We start from the raw sequence: 18689 nt of genomic DNA on the forward strand, positions 1-18689 counted from the left end.
TAATATTATTTTACTATATTATATATGAGTGGAATTATTTCTTCATATTTATCACTTATTACATAATTATTTAATATGTCTTTTTTAGCCTTCTCTGCCTTGTTTATATCATTAGCATGTATATATGCTAAAATGTCACCTTTCTTTACCCTATCTCCTCTTTTTTTATTTAAAACTATTCCAACAGAAAGATCTATTATATCTTCCTTAGTAGCTCTTCCAGCACCTAATTCCATAGCTATAATTCCTATGCTTTCTGCATGTATTTTATTTACATATCCATCTTCTTTACTTTCTACGGGAATCATAAACTCTGATTTAGGTAGCTTATCTGTATCATCTATACACGAAGTTTCTGAGCCTTGTGCAATCACAAACTCTTTAAGCTTATTTAATGCTTTGCCGCTTTCAATTGTATCCATAAGCATCTTTCTTGCTTCATCATCACTAACAGCTTTTCCAGCTAAAATCACCATTTGAGACCCCAAAGCTAAGCATAATTCTAATAAATCCTTAGGTCCATTTCCATTTAATGTATCAATAGCTTCTTTAACTTCCAAAGCATTTCCTATTGCTAAGCCTAGCGGTTGGTCCATATCCGAAATTATAGCTATTACCTGTCTTCCTACATAATGACCTATATCTACCATTTCTTGTGCAAGCTTATGGGCATCTTCTTTAGTTTTCATGAAGGCTCCTTCTCCAACCTTAACATCTAGGACAATTGCATCAGCACCTGAAGCAATTTTTTTACTCATTATGCTAGATGCTATTAGAGATATATTATCTACAGTAGCTGTAACGTCTCTTAATGCGTACAGCTTCTTATCTGCAGGAGCTAAGTTACCTGTTTGCCCTCCTACTACAAGTTTTATATTGTTTACGTTTTCTATAAACTTTTGCTCACTCATCTCTACTGAAAATCCTTTAAAAGCTTCTAACTTATCAATAGTCCCCCCTGTGTGTCCAAGTCCCCTTCCAGACATTTTAGCTACTGGTATTCCAAGTGCTGCTACCATAGGTCCTAGTACCAGTGTAGTAGTATCACCTACACCTCCTGTGCTATGCTTATCTACTTTTATTCCATTGATTTTAGATAAGTCTAAAATATCACCTGACTCCGCCATAGCCATAGTTAAATCTGCAGTCTCTCTTTTACTCATCTTTTGGAAAAATATCGCCATAAGTAATGCAGATGCTTGATAGTCTGGTATATTGCCATTAGTATAATTTTGTACAAAATATTCTATTTCTTCCTTAGTAAGCTCACTGCCATTTCTTTTTTTTAGTATAATATCATACATTCTCATTATTATCACCCCATGTTAATTGATAATTAATAGGTAACAGTTAATATTGAATACTCAATAACTTCAATAATTTTAATGAAAGGATTTTTTCTACAGTTGCAGAAAAAATCCTTTTAAAATGAACATTAACTATTCAATATAAAATATTAACTATAAATTCCTCACTATTTCTTTTACTAAGTTCACAAACTTAGCCATTGCCTTATTTGCTGTTTCCACTACCTTTGAATGATCTAATGGCTCCAAATTATCAGCTATAGCCATATCAGTTATACATGAAATTCCAAGCACCTTCATTCCCATATGATTAGCTGCTATTACTTCTGGTACTGTAGACATTCCAACTGCATCTCCACCTAATATTCTAAGCATTCTTAGTTCTGCTGGTGTTTCATAAGTTGGCCCTGATACTGCTGCATATACTCCCTTTTGAATCTTAATATTTAGTTTTGTGCCACACCCAAAAGCAAGTTTTATTAAGTCTTTATTATATGCACTAGACATGTCTGGAAATCTTGGTCCTAACTCTTCAAAGTTTCTCCCTATAAGTGGGTTAGTACCCATAAAGTTTATATGATCTGTAATTATCATTAAATCTCCTGGTTCAAACTCTGGATTCATTCCACCTGCAGCATTTGAAACTAATATATTTTCTATACTTAATGCTTTCATTACCCTTATCCCAAATACTACTTGGTCCATGGCATATCCTTCATAGTAATGAAACCTTCCATTAAAAGCTATTACCTTTTTACCTTCTAATTCCCCAATAATTAATTCTCCCTTATGCCCTGCAACTGTAGATACAGGAAATCCAGGGACATCTTGATATTTTATTACTTTTTTATTTTCTATGTTATTTACTATACTTCCAAGCCCAGTTCCAAGTATTATTGCAGCGTCAAATTTACCACTATCTATACTTTGTATATATTTCTTTGCATCTTCTATCTTATGTAATAAACTCTCCATGGTTTAGTCTCTCCTTATAATTACATTTTTTCTACAATATTTGTAATAAGTCTAGTAAAGGTATCTTTAACTCTATTAGACGTCTCTATTACCTCTTGATGATTTAATGGTTGATCTAGTATTCCTGATGCCATATTTGTAACACATGAGATGCCAAGAACTTTAAGCCCTGCATGTTTTGCAACTATTACCTCAGGTACAGTAGACATTCCTACTGCATCTCCGCCTATTATTCTTATCATTCTTACTTCAGCTGGCGTTTCATAGGTTGGTCCTGGCATCATAACATAAACTCCCTTTTGAATATTTATATTATGAGCTTTCGCAACCTCTTCTGATAAGTTAACTAAATTCTTATCATAAGACATGCTCATATCTGGAAATCTAGGTCCAATTTCTTCGTCATTTTTTCCTATTAAGGGATTATTAAATACAAAATTTATATGATCTGTAATTATCATTAAATCCCCTGGATTAAAGCTTGTATTTACTCCTCCTGCTGCATTTGTAACTACTAAAGTCTTTATACCTAAAAATTTCATTATATGTATAGGAAGAGCAATTATTTCCATTGGATGTCCTTCATAATAATGAATTCTTCCTTGCATCATTACTACATCTTTCCCACTTAATTTACCAAATACATACTGCCCAGCATGACCTACTACAGTAGACTTAGGCATATTAGGTATATCCTCATATTTTACTATAACTTTATTTTCTACTTTTTCTGCTAAATCTCCTAGTCCTGACCCAAGAATTATTCCTATTTCAGGAGAAATATCTATTTTTGTTTTTATAAAATCAACACTTTCTTTTACTTTTTCTAAGTTCATACAATGTCCTCCCTTTATGCTCTAGGATGTGCCTTTTTATACACTTCCGCAATTTTGCTTTTCCTAGATATGCTTGAATATATTTGAGTTGCAGCCATATCTTTATGACCTAAAAGTTCTTGAACAGATTTTATATCTGCTCCATTTTGTAAAAGATGAACTGCAAAAGAATGCCTTAATGTATAAGATGTTATTTCTTTATTTACTCCTGCTATTTTTGCATATTGTTTTATTATTTTCCAGAAGCCTTGCCTTGTCATTTTAGTACTTTGTAAATTTAAAAATAAATATTCTAAATTATATATATTAAGTAGGCCTCTTATTTTAAGATAATTATTAATACAATCTACAGCATAACTTCCTATTGGTATTATTCTCTCCTTATTTTTGCTTCCTCTACATTTTATATAGGATAACTTGAGATTAACATCAAAGGTTGTTATATTCAAAAGTTCAGTAACCTTTACTCCAGTAGCATACATTACCTCCAGCATAGCTTTGTCTCTTACACCTTTTTCTGTGGTTAAATCTGGTGAATTAAGAAGCTTATTAACTTCTTCTAGCGTAAGTATTTGCGGCATATTACGCTCTATTTTAGGTATTTCATAATTTATAACAGGATCTTCATTTATAATTCCCTGCTTCTTTAGGAACTTGTAAAAATTTCTTATAGCAACTATGTTTCTTACAATAGATGAATTAGCCTTTTTACTTTTATGTAGTTCCTGAACAAAAGCCATTATACTTATCTCATCTACATCCTTTAAATCCTCATTCCTAAATAAAAGAAATTTTAAAAATCTATCTATATCTCTTTTATATGCATCTAAAGTATTCTTACTCATATTTTTACTCTTTAAATAATTAATATACCTTAATAGAAATTCATCCATGTTTTTTTCTTCTCCTATGTATCTTATAATATATTACTTCCACAAAACGATGAAAAATCCTTTAATATTTTAAAAATTCCTGAAATATATATATATAATTATATAATATGTCAATATTTCTATTAATAATATTGTATACCAAAACACTGTTATCATAAACAGCTACTTTATCAACAAAGTAATAAAAAAATATGTCTAATATAAAAGGAAAAATTTCTCCAAAGAATAGCAGTATAAAAAAACACTTTACTACTTTTATAACTAGAGATTCTTCTAAAATTCTTATATTCATAATTTCTCCTCCCTGCATGTCCTATATGATTTATAAAGAAATTTTTATATAATTATTTTTAATATATTAGGAATTATATAGGCTTCCATAAAGAATCCAACAAACATTACAGCTATTATGGCCAAAAACGAACAAGAATAACTTAACATCTTAATCCATATATTTTCTTTTACTCTTCTGTCAATTCTTTCTTTAAGAAAGTTAAGAGAAAATTCCATAGCAAGCACTGATGCAATTATCATGCAGGGTATATATATTATATTTTGAATAATAACTCCAAATATTGCAATACCTATCCCTTTTAATCCAACTGAATTAATTATAAAACTTATTGTAAAACCTAATGTATATCCCTTTATGATTCCAATTATAAGTATTACAGGAATTCCTACCATGGTCATTCCTAATAACCAAATAAACAATATAAATGGAATATTACTTCTTATAGTATTTAAAAATACTTCCTTATAATTTAAGCTCTCTGTAGTTAAATACTCAGTGAAACCTTGAAAATAACTAATTAAATCTGTTTTATATATCTCTCCCATATATTTTACTGTATATACTCCAAGTACCATTCCCGTAAATATACATATTAAACTTATAACATAAAGCCAAAAATTTTCTTTTATATGATCATTTAAGCCTAAAACAAGATTATTTCTGCTCATATATTTTCCCCCTTGTTATTCACCTCTTAATATTTATGAATAAAGAGCTGAAAATATACTAATAAACATCTATAAATTCATTTAAAATAAAAACTCCGTAAAAATTACGGAGTTTTTATTTTAAATGATTATTTTAGGCATTATTTGATGCCCTATTTTTAAGTCTTAGTTTATCAGCAACCATAGCTATGAATTCACTGTTTGTAGGCTTGCCTTTATCAGTGTGTATTGTATAACCAAAGAGCCTGTTAATAGTATCTACTTGACCCCTACTCCATGCTACTTCAATGGCATGTCTTATGGCTCTTTCTACTCTGCTTGCAGTTGTATTAAATTTCTTAGCAATAGATGGGTATAGCTCCTTAGTAACTGCTGAGAGAAGTTCCATATCATTTACAACCATTGTAATTGCTTCTCTTAAATACATATACCCTTTTATATGAGCAGGAACCCCTATTTCATGAATTATGTTTGTAATTTCTGCTTCTAAGTCCATAGGCTCATTCTTATTAACTCTTACTTCAATATTTTCTGATACTGGAACACTTCTTTTTACTTCATCGCTTGATATTGTGTTATTAAACATTTGTCTTATTCTCTTAGTAAATACATCCATATCAAATGGTTTTACAACATAATAATCTGCTCCTAATGTAATTGCTCTTTGAGTAATCTTATCTTGTCCTACTGCAGATAGAACTATTATTCTAGGCATAGGATCTATATTCATCCCATTTAGTCTCTCTAGAACTCCTAATCCATCTAGATGCGGCATAATAATATCTAAAACAACTAAATCAGGCTTTTTTTCCTCAATTAATTTTAAAGCCTCTAAACCATCCTTAGCTATCCCAACTACCACAATATCTCTTTGATTTAATAAATAATCATTTAAAATGTTACAAAATTCTTTGTTATCGTCTGCAATAACTACATTAATTTTTGAATCTACCATAAACCTACTCCCCTTTTCAAATTAATTCCCATATCTTAACAAATAATAAATTCGACAAAAGATAGAGAATTCCTTCTAAATAAAAAAATATTTTATCATAACTATAATAGAATAGACAATATTTTTGTGCATTATCTATTCTATTATACTAACTATTTATTAAATTGTTAATTGTTATATTTCACCATATCAGCTTCTTTTAACATCCATTCTATATATATACCATATCCTGTATCTGGTTTGTTTATAAGAACATGTGTTACTGCACCAACTATCTTGTTATCTTGTATTATAGGACTTCCACTCATTCCCTGTACTATACCACCAGTTTTATTTAAAAGCTCTTTATCTGTGACCTTAATTATCATACTTTTAGGTCCCGGTGCACTTTGTGGAAGCAACTTTTCAATTACTATATCATAAGTTTTAGGTTGACTTCCGTCAATAGTAGTATATATTTTTGCTGGACCTTCTTTTATCTCATGTCTTAAAGCTATTGGCATTTTTTTTGCATACTTATTCTTAAGTTCTAGATTCGCTTTTCCAAAAATTCCACATTCGCTGTTTCTTGAAATTTTTCCAAGAACTATATCTTCATCAATAAATATTCCTTTTAATTCCCCTGGTGCCCTTTTTACACCTTTTCTTACAGAAACGATGGATGAATTTATTATTTGTCCTGATCCTAATGGAAGTATTGATCCGGTATCAACATCTGTTATTGGATGACCTAATGCTGCAAATATCTTATTGTCATCATCATAAAATGTTAAAGTACCAACTCCTGCAGTAGAATCTCTTACCCATAATCCAATTTTATATTTCCCATTTATATCTTTAATAGGTTTTATAACCTTCTCCATTGTTTTTCCTTGTCTATCTATAATTACATTTAAATCTTTCCCTTCTGCAACATTAACTAAAGATGAAGTTTTTTCAGTACCTGTAACTTTATCACCATTTATTTCAATAATATTATCTCCAATTTCTATACCTGATTGGGCTCCTGGACTTGTGACCTTCCCTTTAGAAGTTTCTACATCTGATAACGCAATTACTAAAACACCTTTTGTTTTAAGCTTTACTCCTACTGGTTGCCCTCCTGGGTATAGTTTTATTTCTTCTGGAACTGACTTTACCTCTATAGTTTTAACCTTTAATATTCCAAGTAAACTTACATTTACATTTTTACTTTGATTATTTAATCTACTAGATGCACTTACAGTATTTTCTTGAACCAATTTTATTATATTGCTTGATTCAAGTTTTTCTCCTTCTCTTATAAAAATTGTAGTTGGTATGTTGAAAGCTTGATAATAGGCAACCAAAGTAAATAACAGGATGGATAACACAAAACAAAATATATATTTAATTTTAAACTTTCTCATTATTATACCTCCTGTCTTTCTTTTTATATCTTTAAGTTGCCCAGTTCAAAAATTTATTATGTTATTATTCTTTTGTATATGGAGTTAAGTATTACTTGTTTAAACTAAAATTAATAATTAAAATCAAAAAAAAGGTTACAATAACATTATTTATTGTAACCCTTTTCTTCTTTTATATACTTTTGACTACATGTCTAGTTTCTTGTGATTAGCTAAGTCTATCATTTCTTCGGCATGTCTCAATGTAAGAGTAGTTACTTCTGTTCCGCCTATCATTCTAGCTATTTCTTGTGATTTCTCTTTATCGTTTAATCTATTTATAGATGTATAAGTCTTATTGTTTATAACTTCTTTTGCAACTTGATAATGAACATCAGATATACAAGCTATTTGTGGAAGATGCGTTACACAAAAAACTTGATGCGTCTTAGAAATGCTATACATTTTTTCTCCTACACTTTGTGCAATTCTTCCACTAATTCCAGTATCTATTTCATCAAAAATTACAGATGGAATTTTATCTTTATTTACAAATACTGTTTTTAAAGCTAGCATAATTCTTGATAACTCCCCACCTGATACAACTTTCTCTAATGGCTTTAGTGGTTCTCCAGGATTAGTAGAAATTAAGAATTGAACCTTATCCAGTCCATTTTCATTTAGTTCCTCTTTTAATTCTACCGAAACTTTAAAAGTGCTTTTTTCTAAGCCTATATAATTTAATTCTTCTTTTATTTTAACTTCCAAAATATTTGCAAACTTTTCTCTAAGTGAATGTATTTCAAGTGCCTGTTCTTTAAGGTCCTTTATTATAATACCTTTTTTATGATTTAATTCTTCTATTATAGCCTCACTATTTATAAGCTCTTCATATTTCACACTTATTTTATCTCTATAATTCAAAATTTCTTTTATACTATTTCCATATTTCTTTTTTAAACTACTAATTTGAAAAAGCCTGCTATTTATAATATTTAATTCTTCTTCATCATAATATATAGTATCCTTAATCTCCCTAATATCTCTTGTATTTTCTTCTAAATCATAGTAGATTTCTTCTAATGAAACAGATATTTTTTTTATTTTTTCCATATGATTTTCTATAGATTTCAAATCTCTTACTATAGATCCTATGCTGTCAATTATAGAAGATGTATTGTCATCTCCATCATATAACATTTTATAGCTTAACGATAGACACTTATTTATTTTTTCAGAATTAGATAATATATTATATCTTTCTTCTAATTCTTCTTCTTCTTCGGTTTTCAAATTAGCAGCATTTATTTCTTCTAATTGATATTTCAAAAAATCTATTGTCTTTTCTCTTTCTCCATTTTTCCCTGCTAAATTTAATATTTTATTTTCTATTTCATTTAATTCTTTATATAGATTTTTATATTTGTTTAAATATTTTTTTAATGCCTCTTCTCCAAAGTAATCTAAATAGGTTATATGATTAGAATAATTTAATAAATTTTGATTTTCATGTTGTCCATGTATATCAATTAGAGTTTCTGTAAGCATTTTGAGTTGAGAAAGAATAATTGATCTTCCATTTACTTTAGCAATGCTTTTTCCTGATTGAAATGTTTCTCTGCTTATTATTATCCAATCCTCATATTCTATACCCTGCTTTATAAGTTCTTCTTTAGACTTCTCATTTTCCAAAGTAAATATAGCTTCTACAAAGGTTTTATCTTCTCCTGTTCGTATAAAATCTCTATTAAATTTGCCCCCTAAAACATAATTTATAGCATCAATTAATATAGACTTTCCTGCTCCTGTTTCTCCAGAAAGCACATTAAATCCATTATCAAACGATATGCTTAATTCTTCAATTAAAGCAAAGTTCTTAATATTTAACTGAAGAAGCATCTTTAATCCTCCTGTTCTAACAACATTTTTTTCATTCTTTGCGTTATAATTGAAGCTTGTTCCTCGGTTCTTGCCATTACAAATATAGTATTATCCCCTGCGAGTGTTCCAGCAATTCCCTGAAAATGCAATGTATCTATAGCTTCTGCTGCTGCTGAAGCTGAACCGGATAATGTCTTTATAACTACAAAATTATTTACATTTTCTACACTTGTAACAGTTTGAGTAAATATATTTACAAGCTTATTTGATAGATAGTTTTCAGTATGCATTATAGTTGCATATTTATATTTTCCTGAATTCGATAGTACTTTTATAAGTTTTAATTCTTTTATATCGCGGGATACTGTGGCTTGAGTTACATTCATTCCACCTTTTCTAAGTTCCTCTGCTAATTCTTCCTGTGTTTCAATGTCTTTACCTGTAATTAGCTCTAATATTTTGGCATGACGAGTTACCTTCATATATTTCACCTTCACATTCTTTTGTTATAAATATAATTTTTTTCTTAAAATACTAAAGTAATCTTCTCCATTTAATCGTATAAGCTTACATTTATATGGTGCATTTTCTATTACTATATCATTTATAATGCCTAAATCTACTGGTTCAAGTCCGTCTGCTGCAACATGTATATTGCTTCTTCTACGTTCAGTTGTAATTTTTATTTTACTGTCTCCATGAAGGACTATACTTCTCATCCCCAATGAATGAGAACAAATAGGCGTAATACTTATCACATCTAACGTGGGATATATTATGGGCCCACCTGCTGAAAGAGAATAGGCTGTAGACCCTGTTGGAGTTGATATTATAACTCCATCAGATACAAATGTAGTATAATAATTATCATTTACATAAATTTTATATTTTGCTACTCTTCCAATAGCACCCTTAGCTATAACTACATCATTTAGTGCATAAAGTATTTTTTGACCATTAGGAAATTCAATACCACATTGTATCATTTTTCTATTTTCTAAAGTATAGTTATTATTTAAAATATTTTTTATAGCAAAACTAAAATCAGCACTTTCTACCTCTGCCAAAAAACCTAAATGTCCTATGTTTATTCCCAAAATAGGTACACCATATTTAGAAACATATTTAGATGTATTAAGTATGGTCCCATCTCCACCAAGTACAATTACCACGTCAAGATCCTTGCTCTCTTCATTTTCTAGCCCGTTGCAATCCTTATATACCTTTATATTGATATTATTATCTTGATTTTTTATCTTTTGTATAATAGAAGCTAATATGTTACCATTAATATCCTTATCTGTATTTACATTAATCCCTATATTCTTCATTATTTTACCTCGTCCAATTGACCGTGAGATAAATTTACTATATCTTTTATTCTTTCATCCTTGAAATCAAAAGATATTTCATTGTTTTTAGTAAAATATATTAAATATTCAATATTACCTTCAGGCCCTTTAATAGGGGAATAATCTATGCTTATAATGTTAAGACCCATATTTCTAATAAATGTTACTATTTTTATTATTACCTCTTCATGTGTTGACTTTTCTCTTACTACTCCTTTTTTACCAACCTTATCCCTTCCAGCTTCAAATTGAGGTTTTATTAATGCCATTACAGACCCTTTATCATTTAATAAATTTATTGCTGCAGGAATTATTTTTTCTAAAGAAATAAAAGACACATCTATACTTGCAAAATCTGCATATTCTCCTATCTCTTCATAGGTAACATATCTAAAGTTGGTTCTTTCCATGCATACTACTCTTGGATCTACTCTAAGCTTCCAAGCTAACTGTCCATATCCTACATCTATAGAGTATACCTTACTTGCTCCATTTTGAAGCATACAATCTGTAAAGCCACCTGTTGAAGCACCTATATCTATACATACTCTATCTTTAAGATCTATCTCAAAGGATTTTATGGCCTTTTCAAGCTTATACCCTCCTCTACTTACGTAGGGCATTTTTTCTCCCTTAAAATCTATGCTTGAAGTTGTCTTGACTTTTTCTCCGCACTTGTCAACTCTTAGTCCATCTACAAATATTTCTCCTGCCATTATACTTGCACGTGCTCTCTCTCTTGAAGAAAAGATACCCTTTTCTACTAAAAGTATATCCAGTCTTAATTTACTTTCTGCCATACTGTACTCCTTTTTATATAAATTTTATTACCTTTTCTACTATTCCATCACTATCAATACCGCTAGCCTTATAAAAAACATCTACATTACCATGAGGAATAAATTCATCTTTAAACCCTAAATTTATAACCTTAGCCTTTGAATTTACACTTTGGATATATTCTGACACCAAAGCTCCAAACCCTCCCGTAACTATGTTATCTTCTACGGTAATAATGATTTTTTTTGTTTTAGAGAACTTACTTAAAAGTTCAATATCTATAGGTTTTACAAATATTGCATTTACAACTCCTATTTTAATTCCCATCCTTAACAGCTTTTCCCTAGCAACTAATGCATTTTGAACCATCTTTCCTACTGCTATTATGCTAATATCTCCCTCATCATAGATTGTTTCCCATTTAGCATATTTAAATTCAGTTACAGGGTTTAAATCTAAATCTAAAGTATCTCCGCCTCTTGGATATCTTATAGCTATAGGACTATTTTGATTAAATGCCCATTTAAACATAGGTTCCATTTCTTCCACACATTTTGGAGCCATTATAGTCATATTAGGTATATGAGATAAATACGATAAATCAAATACTCCTTGGTGAGTTTCCCCATCTGCACCCACTATTCCTGCCCTATCAATAGCAAGTATTACTGGAAGCTTTTGAATACATATATCATGTACTACCTGATCATAAGCCCTTTGAAGAAATGTAGAATACACTGCAAACACTGGCTTTAAACCTTGAGAAGCCATTCCTGCTGCCATAGTTACTGCATGCTGTTCTGCTATGCCTACATCAAAAAACCTGCCTTTATATTTATCTGCAAACTGCTGAAGTCCTGTCCCATCCTTCATTGCTGCGGTGATTGCAACTATTCTATTGTCTTCTTCCGCTAATTTAACCATTGTATTACCAAAAGCTTTAGAATATGATATTCCTCCTGTCACAGCAACCTCACCACTTTGTAAGTTAAACGGTCCTATACCATGGAATTTTCCTGGATTCATTTCAGCAAATTTATATCCCTTGCCCTTTTTAGTAATAATATGTATGATTACAGGTCCATTAATTGACTTTGCTTTTTCTAGAATTTTGCTTACTTCCTTAATATTATGTCCATCAATAGGTCCTAAGTATTTTATCCCCATGTTTTCAAAAAGCATTCCTGGAACTACCATCTGTTTTATGCCGTTTTTAACTCTTTCTAAAGTACGAGCCATACTGTCACCTATACTAGGTATCTTTTTTAATATTCCATCTATATCCTGCTTTAATTTAGTATATCCAGGCTCCATTCTTATTTTGCTTAGATATGTAGACATTCCGCCTACATTTTTACCTATGGACATTTGATTATCATTTAATATTATTATCATCTTAGTTTTGCTATATCCCACATCGTTTAATGCTTCAAAAGCCATTCCACCGGTTAAAGCTCCATCGCCAATTACAGCAATAACTTCGTGTTTTTCCCCTTTTAAATCCCTAGCTCTTGCCATACCTAATGCGGCAGAAATTGAAGTGCTGCTGTGCCCTGTTTGAAAATGATCATATTCGCTTTCTGAAACTTTAGGAAAACCACTAAGTCCACCATATTTTCTTAAAGTTTTAAATTCACCCATTCTTCCGCTTAATATTTTATGAACATAACATTGATGTCCTACATCCCATATTATTTTATCTGTTTTGAAATTGAATATATTGTACAGACTCAAAGTAAGTTCTACTACTCCAAGATTTGATGCTAAATGCCCTCCAGTCCTGGAAACATTCTCTATTAGAAAGCCTCTTATATCGTGAGCAAGGGCGTTTAGTTCCTCTATAGTCATATTTTTGATGTCATTTGGTTCTTTATATTCATTTAAAATATTTATCATAATTATCTATCCTTTTTTATAAAATATATAATCTTAGATACTTTATCTATTACTTTATTACTTTGTTTCATTGCAAAACTTTTTCCGGCAGCCTTTCCGCCTATTGTAGCTGCTGCTATAATTGCTCCTATAACCGCTGATATAAGAGCAGCATTTATTTTAGGTAGTACTATAATAACCTTTGCCAAAATTAAAGCACCTATTCCTCCACTTACTATACCACATATATCCCCTATTACATCATTGCAAAAATTAGATACCTTATCTGCATTTTTTATAAGTTTTATTGCAATTTTTGCTCCAGGAAGTTTTTTAGCTGCCTTTGCATGAAAAGGTTTTTCCTGAGCTGCAGTAACCGCCACTCCTATTATATCAAATACAACACCTAAGATTATTATAAAAATCAATATAACAAAAGCTACTAATATATTTACATTTCTTAGTAGCACATCAGACAAAAGATTAACACTACCAGATATTAATATAGACCATAATATTATGGTCACTACCCAGCTTGTTTCTTTCTTTTTTTTATTATCTTTTTTTAAATTATTAGAATTAATTTTACCGTCAGCATCCAAAACTTATATCCTCCAAAATATGTATACAAAAAGGTGGTAATAAACTGAGTAAACCTTGCGGCTTAGGTCCAGTAGGATTTCCCATAGGTCAACCTAAATGTCGCCATTTTGGCGGTTCCCCTTTAATTCCCTATCTGCTTTGTTGCCAAAAGCAGGACTGGATTGCCACTTAGTCCGCACTGCAATCCTCAGCATATTTCTAAGTAGAACAGTCTAGGAGTTTTCCTCAACAGTTAGGTATCTCCCTAGCCTCTTTTGCAGCTTAGGTTTCAGCAAACAAATTCCCTTAATTTTGGCCAAAATTAAATGGTGTTACTGCTTTCCCCCTAAACCACTCAAGGCAGGCTACACTGCACATAGCTCTTCACCACATTGCAGGTTTAATCCATTTTCGTATAAAAGGTATCTAACCTTTTATACAATAAATGGTCTCCGCGAAGGTAGGGTCAGTTCCCGCATGCCGTTGCGGCTGCCCCATCCTCCTTACTCCCAGCACCAACCCATGACTGGGCGTCATAAGCCAGCACAAGGAACTTCATCGATATGCCCTTTGACGGATTTTTAGCCCCGCCTTCAAAAGATACTTACCCGACTAGAATACTGCACCACCTTTTTTAAAGGTTACACTATTATATAGTTTAGATATATATTAAAAACATTATAAACATCTATGTTAATGCTAACATATTGTATACCTAATATGTTAAAAAGTCAACTTTTTAATATTCCCGTTTTAAAAGAATTAATGTAAGTTTTTCAAGGCTTTCTGTATTTTTATCTATTTTATTTAAAAGCTCTAAACACTCTTCTGTTAATTTCAAGCACATCTGTTTAGATTCCTCTATTCCATATAGTTTTATAAAAGTGCTTTTATTACTTTCTATATCTTTTTTTGCTGTTTTGCCTATCTTCGTTGAATCACCTATTATATCTAATATATCATCCTTTATTTGAAAAGCCAATCCTAGCTTTTCTCCAAACTCATTTAATATACTGTATTCTTCCTCTGTACTTCTGCCTAATATAGCTCCAGTTAGTATAGAAGCTTTTATAAGCGCGCCAGTTTTTTTACTATGAATGTAATGTAGCTTGTCTTTAGATATATCTTCATTTTCACTTAATATGTCTACAGTTTGACCACCTATCATTCCCTCTACCCCTGAAGCTTCTCCAATAAGTAGTCCTGCCTTTGCCCATTTTCTATCTTCTTTTAACGAAAGTTTGAAAAGTATATTTAAAGCTTCATTTAATAGTGCATCTCCTGCAAGCACAGCTAATCCTTCTCCAAACACCTTGTGATTTGTTGGTTTTCCACGCCTTAAATCATCATTATCCATACATGGCAAGTCATCATGTATAAGTGAATATGTATGAATCATCTCTAGAGCTCCGCATACAGGAAGGATCTCTTCATAATTATCTTCAAATATATCATATGTTAGTATAGTTAAAATAGGCCTTATTCTTTTTCCTCCAATATTTAAACTATAGCTCATTGCTTCATATATTTTTTTATTATATGAGCCTTTGTTTTGAAAATAATCTTTGAGCCAAGATTCTACTTCTTCTTTCACCTTATTGATATTCAAAATTTTCTTCTCCCTCATTCATAAGTATTTTAATTTTATTTTCTGAATCATTTAAAATCTTATAAAGCTTATTACAAATTTTAATACCTTCTTCATATTTTTTCATAGAATCTTCTAAAGATACTTCACCGCTATCCATGCTACTTAATATTTCTTCTAATTTAGTCATTAATCCTTCATAGCTTTCAGCTTTTCTCCCCATAAAATCACTCCTTAAGATTTTTCTATCTTGAACTTTCCTTTGCCATCCTTTAATATTATGTTCACTTCTGGAAGTGATTGTACCTTGTTTAAAGATGATACTACGCTTCCATCCATTGATTCAATAATAGCAAATCCTTTACTTAATATATTTAAAGGATTATGAGCTGAAAGAAGCGCATTAGATTTAGATAACTTTTGTTTTTTTAAATCTAAATTAATTTTAATATTATAATTCAATGCTTCTTTGAGCTTATCTAATTTATGGTATTCATTTACTATTATTCTTTCAGGACTGTTTATTTCTAGATTCCTTTTTAAATTTTCTATATTATTATATCTATCTTTTAAAAGCTGCATCATACGGTAATTTAAGGTATCTTTATAATTTGCTACACAATTTAATATTTGTTCTTTATTAAATACTGCAATTTCTGCAGCAGCTGAAGGTGTAGGAGCTCTTCTATCGCTGACAAAATCAGCAATAGTATAATCCACTTCATGACCTACTCCTGTAATAATAGGTATTTTAGAATTATATATAGCTCTTGCTAAATTTTCATCATTAAATGCCCAGAGTTCTTCAATAGATCCTCCACCTCTTGCAATAATTATTATATCTAAATCACCCATTTTATTAAAGGTATTAATTCCTCTTATTACATCCTCACTAGCACCTATTCCCTGTACTAGTGAAGGATATATAATTATTTGGCAGTTATTGTTTCTTCTCTTAGATACATTTATTATATCTCTTATAGCGGCTCCTGTAGGAGATGTAATAATTCCTATTTTTTCCGCAAACTTTGGTATAGGCTTTTTATGTTCGACATTAAACAATCCTTCTAACTCTAGTTTCTTCTTCAACTTTTCAAAGGCTATATATAATTCACCTAATCCTTCAGGTTCAATACTATTACAATAAAGCTGATAAGACCCATCCTTTTCATATATTGAAATTCTTCCTTTAGCTATAACCTTAATTCCATTATCAGGGACAAATTTTAATGTTCTAGTACTTCCCTTAAACATAACACAATTAATCTTGCTGTACTCATCCTTTAATGAAAAATACATATGACCTGATGAATGAAGTTTGAAATTAGAAATCTCACCACTTATAGCTGCATTATTTAATATAAAATCATTATCTACTACTTTTTTTATGTAATTATTTATATCTGAAACCGTTAAAGTTTTTAGATACATTATTTTAATACCTCACATGTATTCTTAATCAGCATTATAGGAGTCATAGATCCAACCCCTCCAGGCACTGGAGTTAAAAATCCTGCCTTATGTATTACATTTTCATAATCTACATCTCCAGTCATTTTTCCATTAACCACTGAAAACCCTACATCTATAATAACTGCCCCTTCTTTTATAAAGTCTTCTGTAACAAACTTTGGAATACCAACCGCTGCAACTACTATATCAGCTTCTTTGCATATCTTTCTTATGTCTTGAGTTTTAGAATGACATATAGTAACTGTAGCATCTTCATTAACTAAAAGCTGTGCAACAGGTTTACCTACAATAGTACTTCTTCCTATAACTACTGCATTTTTACCTGAAATATTTATTCCAGTGCTTTTTATAAGTTCCAATATTCCTTGAGCAGTACAAGGAATAAAACATTTTTCTCCCTTGTAAAATTTTCCTGCATTTATATCTGTAAGTCCATCTACATCCTTTAAATGGCTAATAGAATTTATTATTTTTTCTTCATCCAAGTTCTCTGGAAGTGGTAGTTGAAGTATAATTCCATGTATACTATCTTCATCATTTAATTCTTTAATCTTTCTAATTACTGCCTCTTCTGTTGAGTCCTTATCCATTATAAAGCTTTTAAAGATTACTCCAAGTTCTTCACATACCCTGCTTTGATTCTTCAAGTAAAATAGGGAACCTTTATCTTCCCCAACTAATACACTTGCAATGCAAGGTGCATTTAATCCATTTATTACTCTTTCTTTAATAAGATTTAAAAGCTCTTCTTTAAAGCCTAATGCAACCTTTTTACCATCTATAGGTACTCCCATTTAAGATAACTCTCCTTTAACTTCTTTTGCTATATTATCAAGTACTGCATTTATATAATTTTTAGATTTATCATCACAATACTTTTTAGTAAGTTCTATAGCTTCATTTATTGAAACTCTTTCTGGAATATCCTCCTCAAAAAGTATTTCATATGTACACAATCTAAGTATTGCAAGTTCCACCTTGGAAATTCTATTTATTTTCCATCCCTTTAAATATTTCTTTATTTTCTCATCTAACATCGCTTCGTTTTCTTGTATGTTTTTCATCATATTTATAACATAGCCCATATCTACCTGATCTAAACTTGTATCCTCTGGGTCTTCTTCCATCTTTATTCCCATAAGTTCCATTGTACTATCTTCTCTTTCATTTGATTCTCTCAAGTCATCTAATATGGTTTTATAATCTTCACCTTTTATCATTGATTCAAATAACAGCTTCATAGTTACTTCTCTACTTTTTTTTCTGTTCATATTGTACCTCCTAAAATACTTATATAAATATATTTAATAATAATTATTAAACAAAAACTATGTATTATACATTATTTTATTATACTAAATTATATTTTACATGAAAACACCCTCTGTTTAACAGAGGGTGAAATTTATTCTTCTATTTCTTCAACATTTCCTTCATCCATCTTAGGAATAATAACATTTTGAACGTGGATGTTTACAGCATCAACATTAAGACCTGTCATAGCTTCTACTGTTCTCTTAACATTTTCTTGAACTTTTAATGCTACATCTGGGATTCTAATGCCGTACTCTACCACTACATGTAAATCTATAGTTGAGCTTTCTTCACCTACAGTAACTTTTACTCCCTTTGAAAGATTCTTCTTGCCTGTAAGTATTTGAGTTATACCTCCAACCACGGAAGCACTCATACCAACTATACCTTCAATTTCTGTAGTAGCAAGACCTGCTATAACTCCTACTACTTCATCGGATATCTTAACTATGCCCATATCTATTTCTCTGCTCATGCTTTCTTCCATATTATTACACCTCCTGGTTACTTATCTTTTACACTTTGGCAAAAGTTTAATCTTTAGTACA

General features: G+C 30.5%; 20 protein-coding genes. All 20 read right to left on the bottom strand.

What is annotated here, in order from left to right; all coding sequences use genetic code 11:
- Positions 1–5: 5 nt before the first annotated feature.
- The gene (locus tag JOC70_RS03220) at positions 6–1310 is read right to left on the bottom strand and encodes a pyrimidine-nucleoside phosphorylase (protein ID WP_204597447.1); all 1305 of its coding nucleotides are present in this window, start codon (positions 1308–1310) and stop codon (positions 6–8) included.
- A gap of 150 nt (positions 1311–1460) precedes the next feature.
- The gene (locus JOC70_RS03225; RefSeq protein ID WP_204597448.1) at positions 1461–2282 is read right to left on the bottom strand and encodes a purine-nucleoside phosphorylase; all 822 of its coding nucleotides are present in this window, start codon (positions 2280–2282) and stop codon (positions 1461–1463) included.
- Positions 2283–2302: 20 nt separating this feature from the next.
- Positions 2303–3118, bottom strand: coding sequence for a purine-nucleoside phosphorylase (locus JOC70_RS03230; protein WP_204597449.1), 816 nt, complete (start codon positions 3116–3118; stop codon positions 2303–2305).
- A gap of 14 nt (positions 3119–3132) precedes the next feature.
- A complete protein-coding gene (xerD, locus tag JOC70_RS03235; RefSeq protein WP_204597450.1) occupies positions 3133–4011 on the bottom strand; it encodes a site-specific tyrosine recombinase XerD in 879 nt (292 codons plus the stop codon).
- Between the two features lie 61 nt (positions 4012–4072).
- Positions 4073–4303 (bottom strand): endonuclease III, encoded by a 231-nt coding sequence (locus tag JOC70_RS03240; RefSeq protein WP_204597451.1) that lies wholly within the window; start codon positions 4301–4303, stop codon positions 4073–4075.
- Positions 4304–4347: 44 nt separating this feature from the next.
- Positions 4348–4974 (bottom strand): stage II sporulation protein M, encoded by a 627-nt coding sequence (gene spoIIM / locus JOC70_RS03245; RefSeq protein WP_204597452.1) that lies wholly within the window; start codon positions 4972–4974, stop codon positions 4348–4350.
- Positions 4975–5107: 133 nt separating this feature from the next.
- Entirely contained in the window at positions 5108–5929 is an 822-nt protein-coding gene (spo0A, locus tag JOC70_RS03250) for a sporulation transcription factor Spo0A (protein WP_204597453.1), read from the bottom strand.
- Positions 5930–6096: 167 nt separating this feature from the next.
- Positions 6097–7317: a SpoIVB peptidase gene (gene spoIVB / locus JOC70_RS03255; protein WP_204597454.1), complete on the bottom strand. Its 1221-nt coding sequence runs from the start codon at positions 7315–7317 to the stop codon at positions 6097–6099.
- Between the two features lie 186 nt (positions 7318–7503).
- Complete coding sequence (gene recN, locus JOC70_RS03260) at positions 7504–9195, bottom strand: DNA repair protein RecN (protein WP_204597455.1); 1692 nt, start codon at positions 9193–9195, stop codon at positions 7504–7506.
- Between the two features lie 2 nt (positions 9196–9197).
- The gene (locus JOC70_RS03265) at positions 9198–9659 is read right to left on the bottom strand and encodes an arginine repressor (RefSeq protein WP_035306976.1); all 462 of its coding nucleotides are present in this window, start codon (positions 9657–9659) and stop codon (positions 9198–9200) included.
- A gap of 24 nt (positions 9660–9683) precedes the next feature.
- Entirely contained in the window at positions 9684–10508 is an 825-nt protein-coding gene (locus tag JOC70_RS03270; RefSeq protein ID WP_204597456.1) for an NAD(+)/NADH kinase, read from the bottom strand.
- Positions 10508–11329 (bottom strand): TlyA family RNA methyltransferase, encoded by an 822-nt coding sequence (locus JOC70_RS03275; RefSeq protein ID WP_204597457.1) that lies wholly within the window; start codon positions 11327–11329, stop codon positions 10508–10510. Before JOC70_RS03275 ends, JOC70_RS03270 begins: the two co-directional genes overlap by 1 nt.
- Before the next feature lie 13 nt (positions 11330–11342).
- Entirely contained in the window at positions 11343–13205 is a 1863-nt protein-coding gene (gene dxs / locus JOC70_RS03280; protein ID WP_204597458.1) for a 1-deoxy-D-xylulose-5-phosphate synthase, read from the bottom strand.
- A 2-nt stretch (positions 13206–13207) separates the two neighbouring features.
- Positions 13208–13786: a hypothetical protein gene (locus JOC70_RS03285; protein WP_207755216.1), complete on the bottom strand. Its 579-nt coding sequence runs from the start codon at positions 13784–13786 to the stop codon at positions 13208–13210.
- Between the two features lie 719 nt (positions 13787–14505).
- Positions 14506–15378, bottom strand: a complete 873-nt coding sequence (locus JOC70_RS03290) for a farnesyl diphosphate synthase (protein ID WP_204597822.1) — start codon at positions 15376–15378, stop codon at positions 14506–14508.
- Complete coding sequence (locus JOC70_RS03295) at positions 15362–15577, bottom strand: exodeoxyribonuclease VII small subunit (protein WP_204597459.1); 216 nt, start codon at positions 15575–15577, stop codon at positions 15362–15364. Before JOC70_RS03295 ends, JOC70_RS03290 begins: the two co-directional genes overlap by 17 nt.
- A gap of 11 nt (positions 15578–15588) precedes the next feature.
- Positions 15589–16785 (bottom strand): exodeoxyribonuclease VII large subunit, encoded by a 1197-nt coding sequence (gene xseA / locus JOC70_RS03300; RefSeq protein ID WP_204597460.1) that lies wholly within the window; start codon positions 16783–16785, stop codon positions 15589–15591.
- Positions 16785–17621: a tetrahydrofolate dehydrogenase/cyclohydrolase catalytic domain-containing protein gene (locus JOC70_RS03305; protein WP_204597461.1), complete on the bottom strand. Its 837-nt coding sequence runs from the start codon at positions 17619–17621 to the stop codon at positions 16785–16787. The genes xseA and JOC70_RS03305 overlap by 1 nt, the downstream gene beginning before the upstream one ends.
- Positions 17622–18098, bottom strand: coding sequence for a transcription antitermination factor NusB (nusB, locus tag JOC70_RS03310; protein WP_204597462.1), 477 nt, complete (start codon positions 18096–18098; stop codon positions 17622–17624).
- A gap of 134 nt (positions 18099–18232) precedes the next feature.
- Positions 18233–18628 carry an Asp23/Gls24 family envelope stress response protein gene (locus JOC70_RS03315; protein WP_204597463.1) on the bottom strand — a complete coding sequence of 132 codons (396 nt, stop codon included), beginning with the start codon at positions 18626–18628 and terminating at the stop codon, positions 18233–18235.
- Between the last annotated feature and the right edge of the window lie 61 nt (positions 18629–18689).

The organism is Clostridium pascui (genome assembly GCF_016908015.1).
Classification (GTDB): Bacteria; Bacillota; Clostridia; order Clostridiales; family Clostridiaceae; genus Clostridium_AK; species Clostridium_AK pascui.

What these genes read in the sequence shown, in the direction of transcription:
- dxs (WP_204597458.1), bottom strand. Translation starts at nt 13,205, where the DNA reads ATGATAAATATTTTAAATGAATATAAAGAACCAAATGACATCAAAAAT.
- spo0A (WP_204597453.1), bottom strand. Translation starts at nt 5,929, where the DNA reads ATGGTAGATTCAAAAATTAATGTAGTTATTGCAGACGATAACAAAGAA.
- nusB (WP_204597462.1), bottom strand. Translation starts at nt 18,098, where the DNA reads ATGAACAGAAAAAAAAGTAGAGAAGTAACTATGAAGCTGTTATTTGAA.
- JOC70_RS03305 (WP_204597461.1), bottom strand. Translation starts at nt 17,621, where the DNA reads ATGGGAGTACCTATAGATGGTAAAAAGGTTGCATTAGGCTTTAAAGAA.
- JOC70_RS03315 (WP_204597463.1), bottom strand. Translation starts at nt 18,628, where the DNA reads ATGGAAGAAAGCATGAGCAGAGAAATAGATATGGGCATAGTTAAGATA.
- xerD (WP_204597450.1), bottom strand. Translation starts at nt 4,011, where the DNA reads ATGGATGAATTTCTATTAAGGTATATTAATTATTTAAAGAGTAAAAAT.
- JOC70_RS03220 (WP_204597447.1), bottom strand. Translation starts at nt 1,310, where the DNA reads ATGAGAATGTATGATATTATACTAAAAAAAAGAAATGGCAGTGAGCTT.
- JOC70_RS03230 (WP_204597449.1), bottom strand. Translation starts at nt 3,118, where the DNA reads ATGAACTTAGAAAAAGTAAAAGAAAGTGTTGATTTTATAAAAACAAAA.
- xseA (WP_204597460.1), bottom strand. Translation starts at nt 16,785, where the DNA reads ATGTATCTAAAAACTTTAACGGTTTCAGATATAAATAATTACATAAAA.
- JOC70_RS03225 (WP_204597448.1), bottom strand. Translation starts at nt 2,282, where the DNA reads ATGGAGAGTTTATTACATAAGATAGAAGATGCAAAGAAATATATACAA.
- JOC70_RS03265 (WP_035306976.1), bottom strand. Translation starts at nt 9,659, where the DNA reads ATGAAGGTAACTCGTCATGCCAAAATATTAGAGCTAATTACAGGTAAA.
- spoIVB (WP_204597454.1), bottom strand. Translation starts at nt 7,317, where the DNA reads ATGAGAAAGTTTAAAATTAAATATATATTTTGTTTTGTGTTATCCATC.
- JOC70_RS03295 (WP_204597459.1), bottom strand. Translation starts at nt 15,577, where the DNA reads ATGGGGAGAAAAGCTGAAAGCTATGAAGGATTAATGACTAAATTAGAA.
- JOC70_RS03240 (WP_204597451.1), bottom strand. Translation starts at nt 4,303, where the DNA reads ATGAATATAAGAATTTTAGAAGAATCTCTAGTTATAAAAGTAGTAAAG.
- spoIIM (WP_204597452.1), bottom strand. Translation starts at nt 4,974, where the DNA reads ATGAGCAGAAATAATCTTGTTTTAGGCTTAAATGATCATATAAAAGAA.
- recN (WP_204597455.1), bottom strand. Translation starts at nt 9,195, where the DNA reads ATGCTTCTTCAGTTAAATATTAAGAACTTTGCTTTAATTGAAGAATTA.
- JOC70_RS03275 (WP_204597457.1), bottom strand. Translation starts at nt 11,329, where the DNA reads ATGGCAGAAAGTAAATTAAGACTGGATATACTTTTAGTAGAAAAGGGT.
- JOC70_RS03270 (WP_204597456.1), bottom strand. Translation starts at nt 10,508, where the DNA reads ATGAAGAATATAGGGATTAATGTAAATACAGATAAGGATATTAATGGT.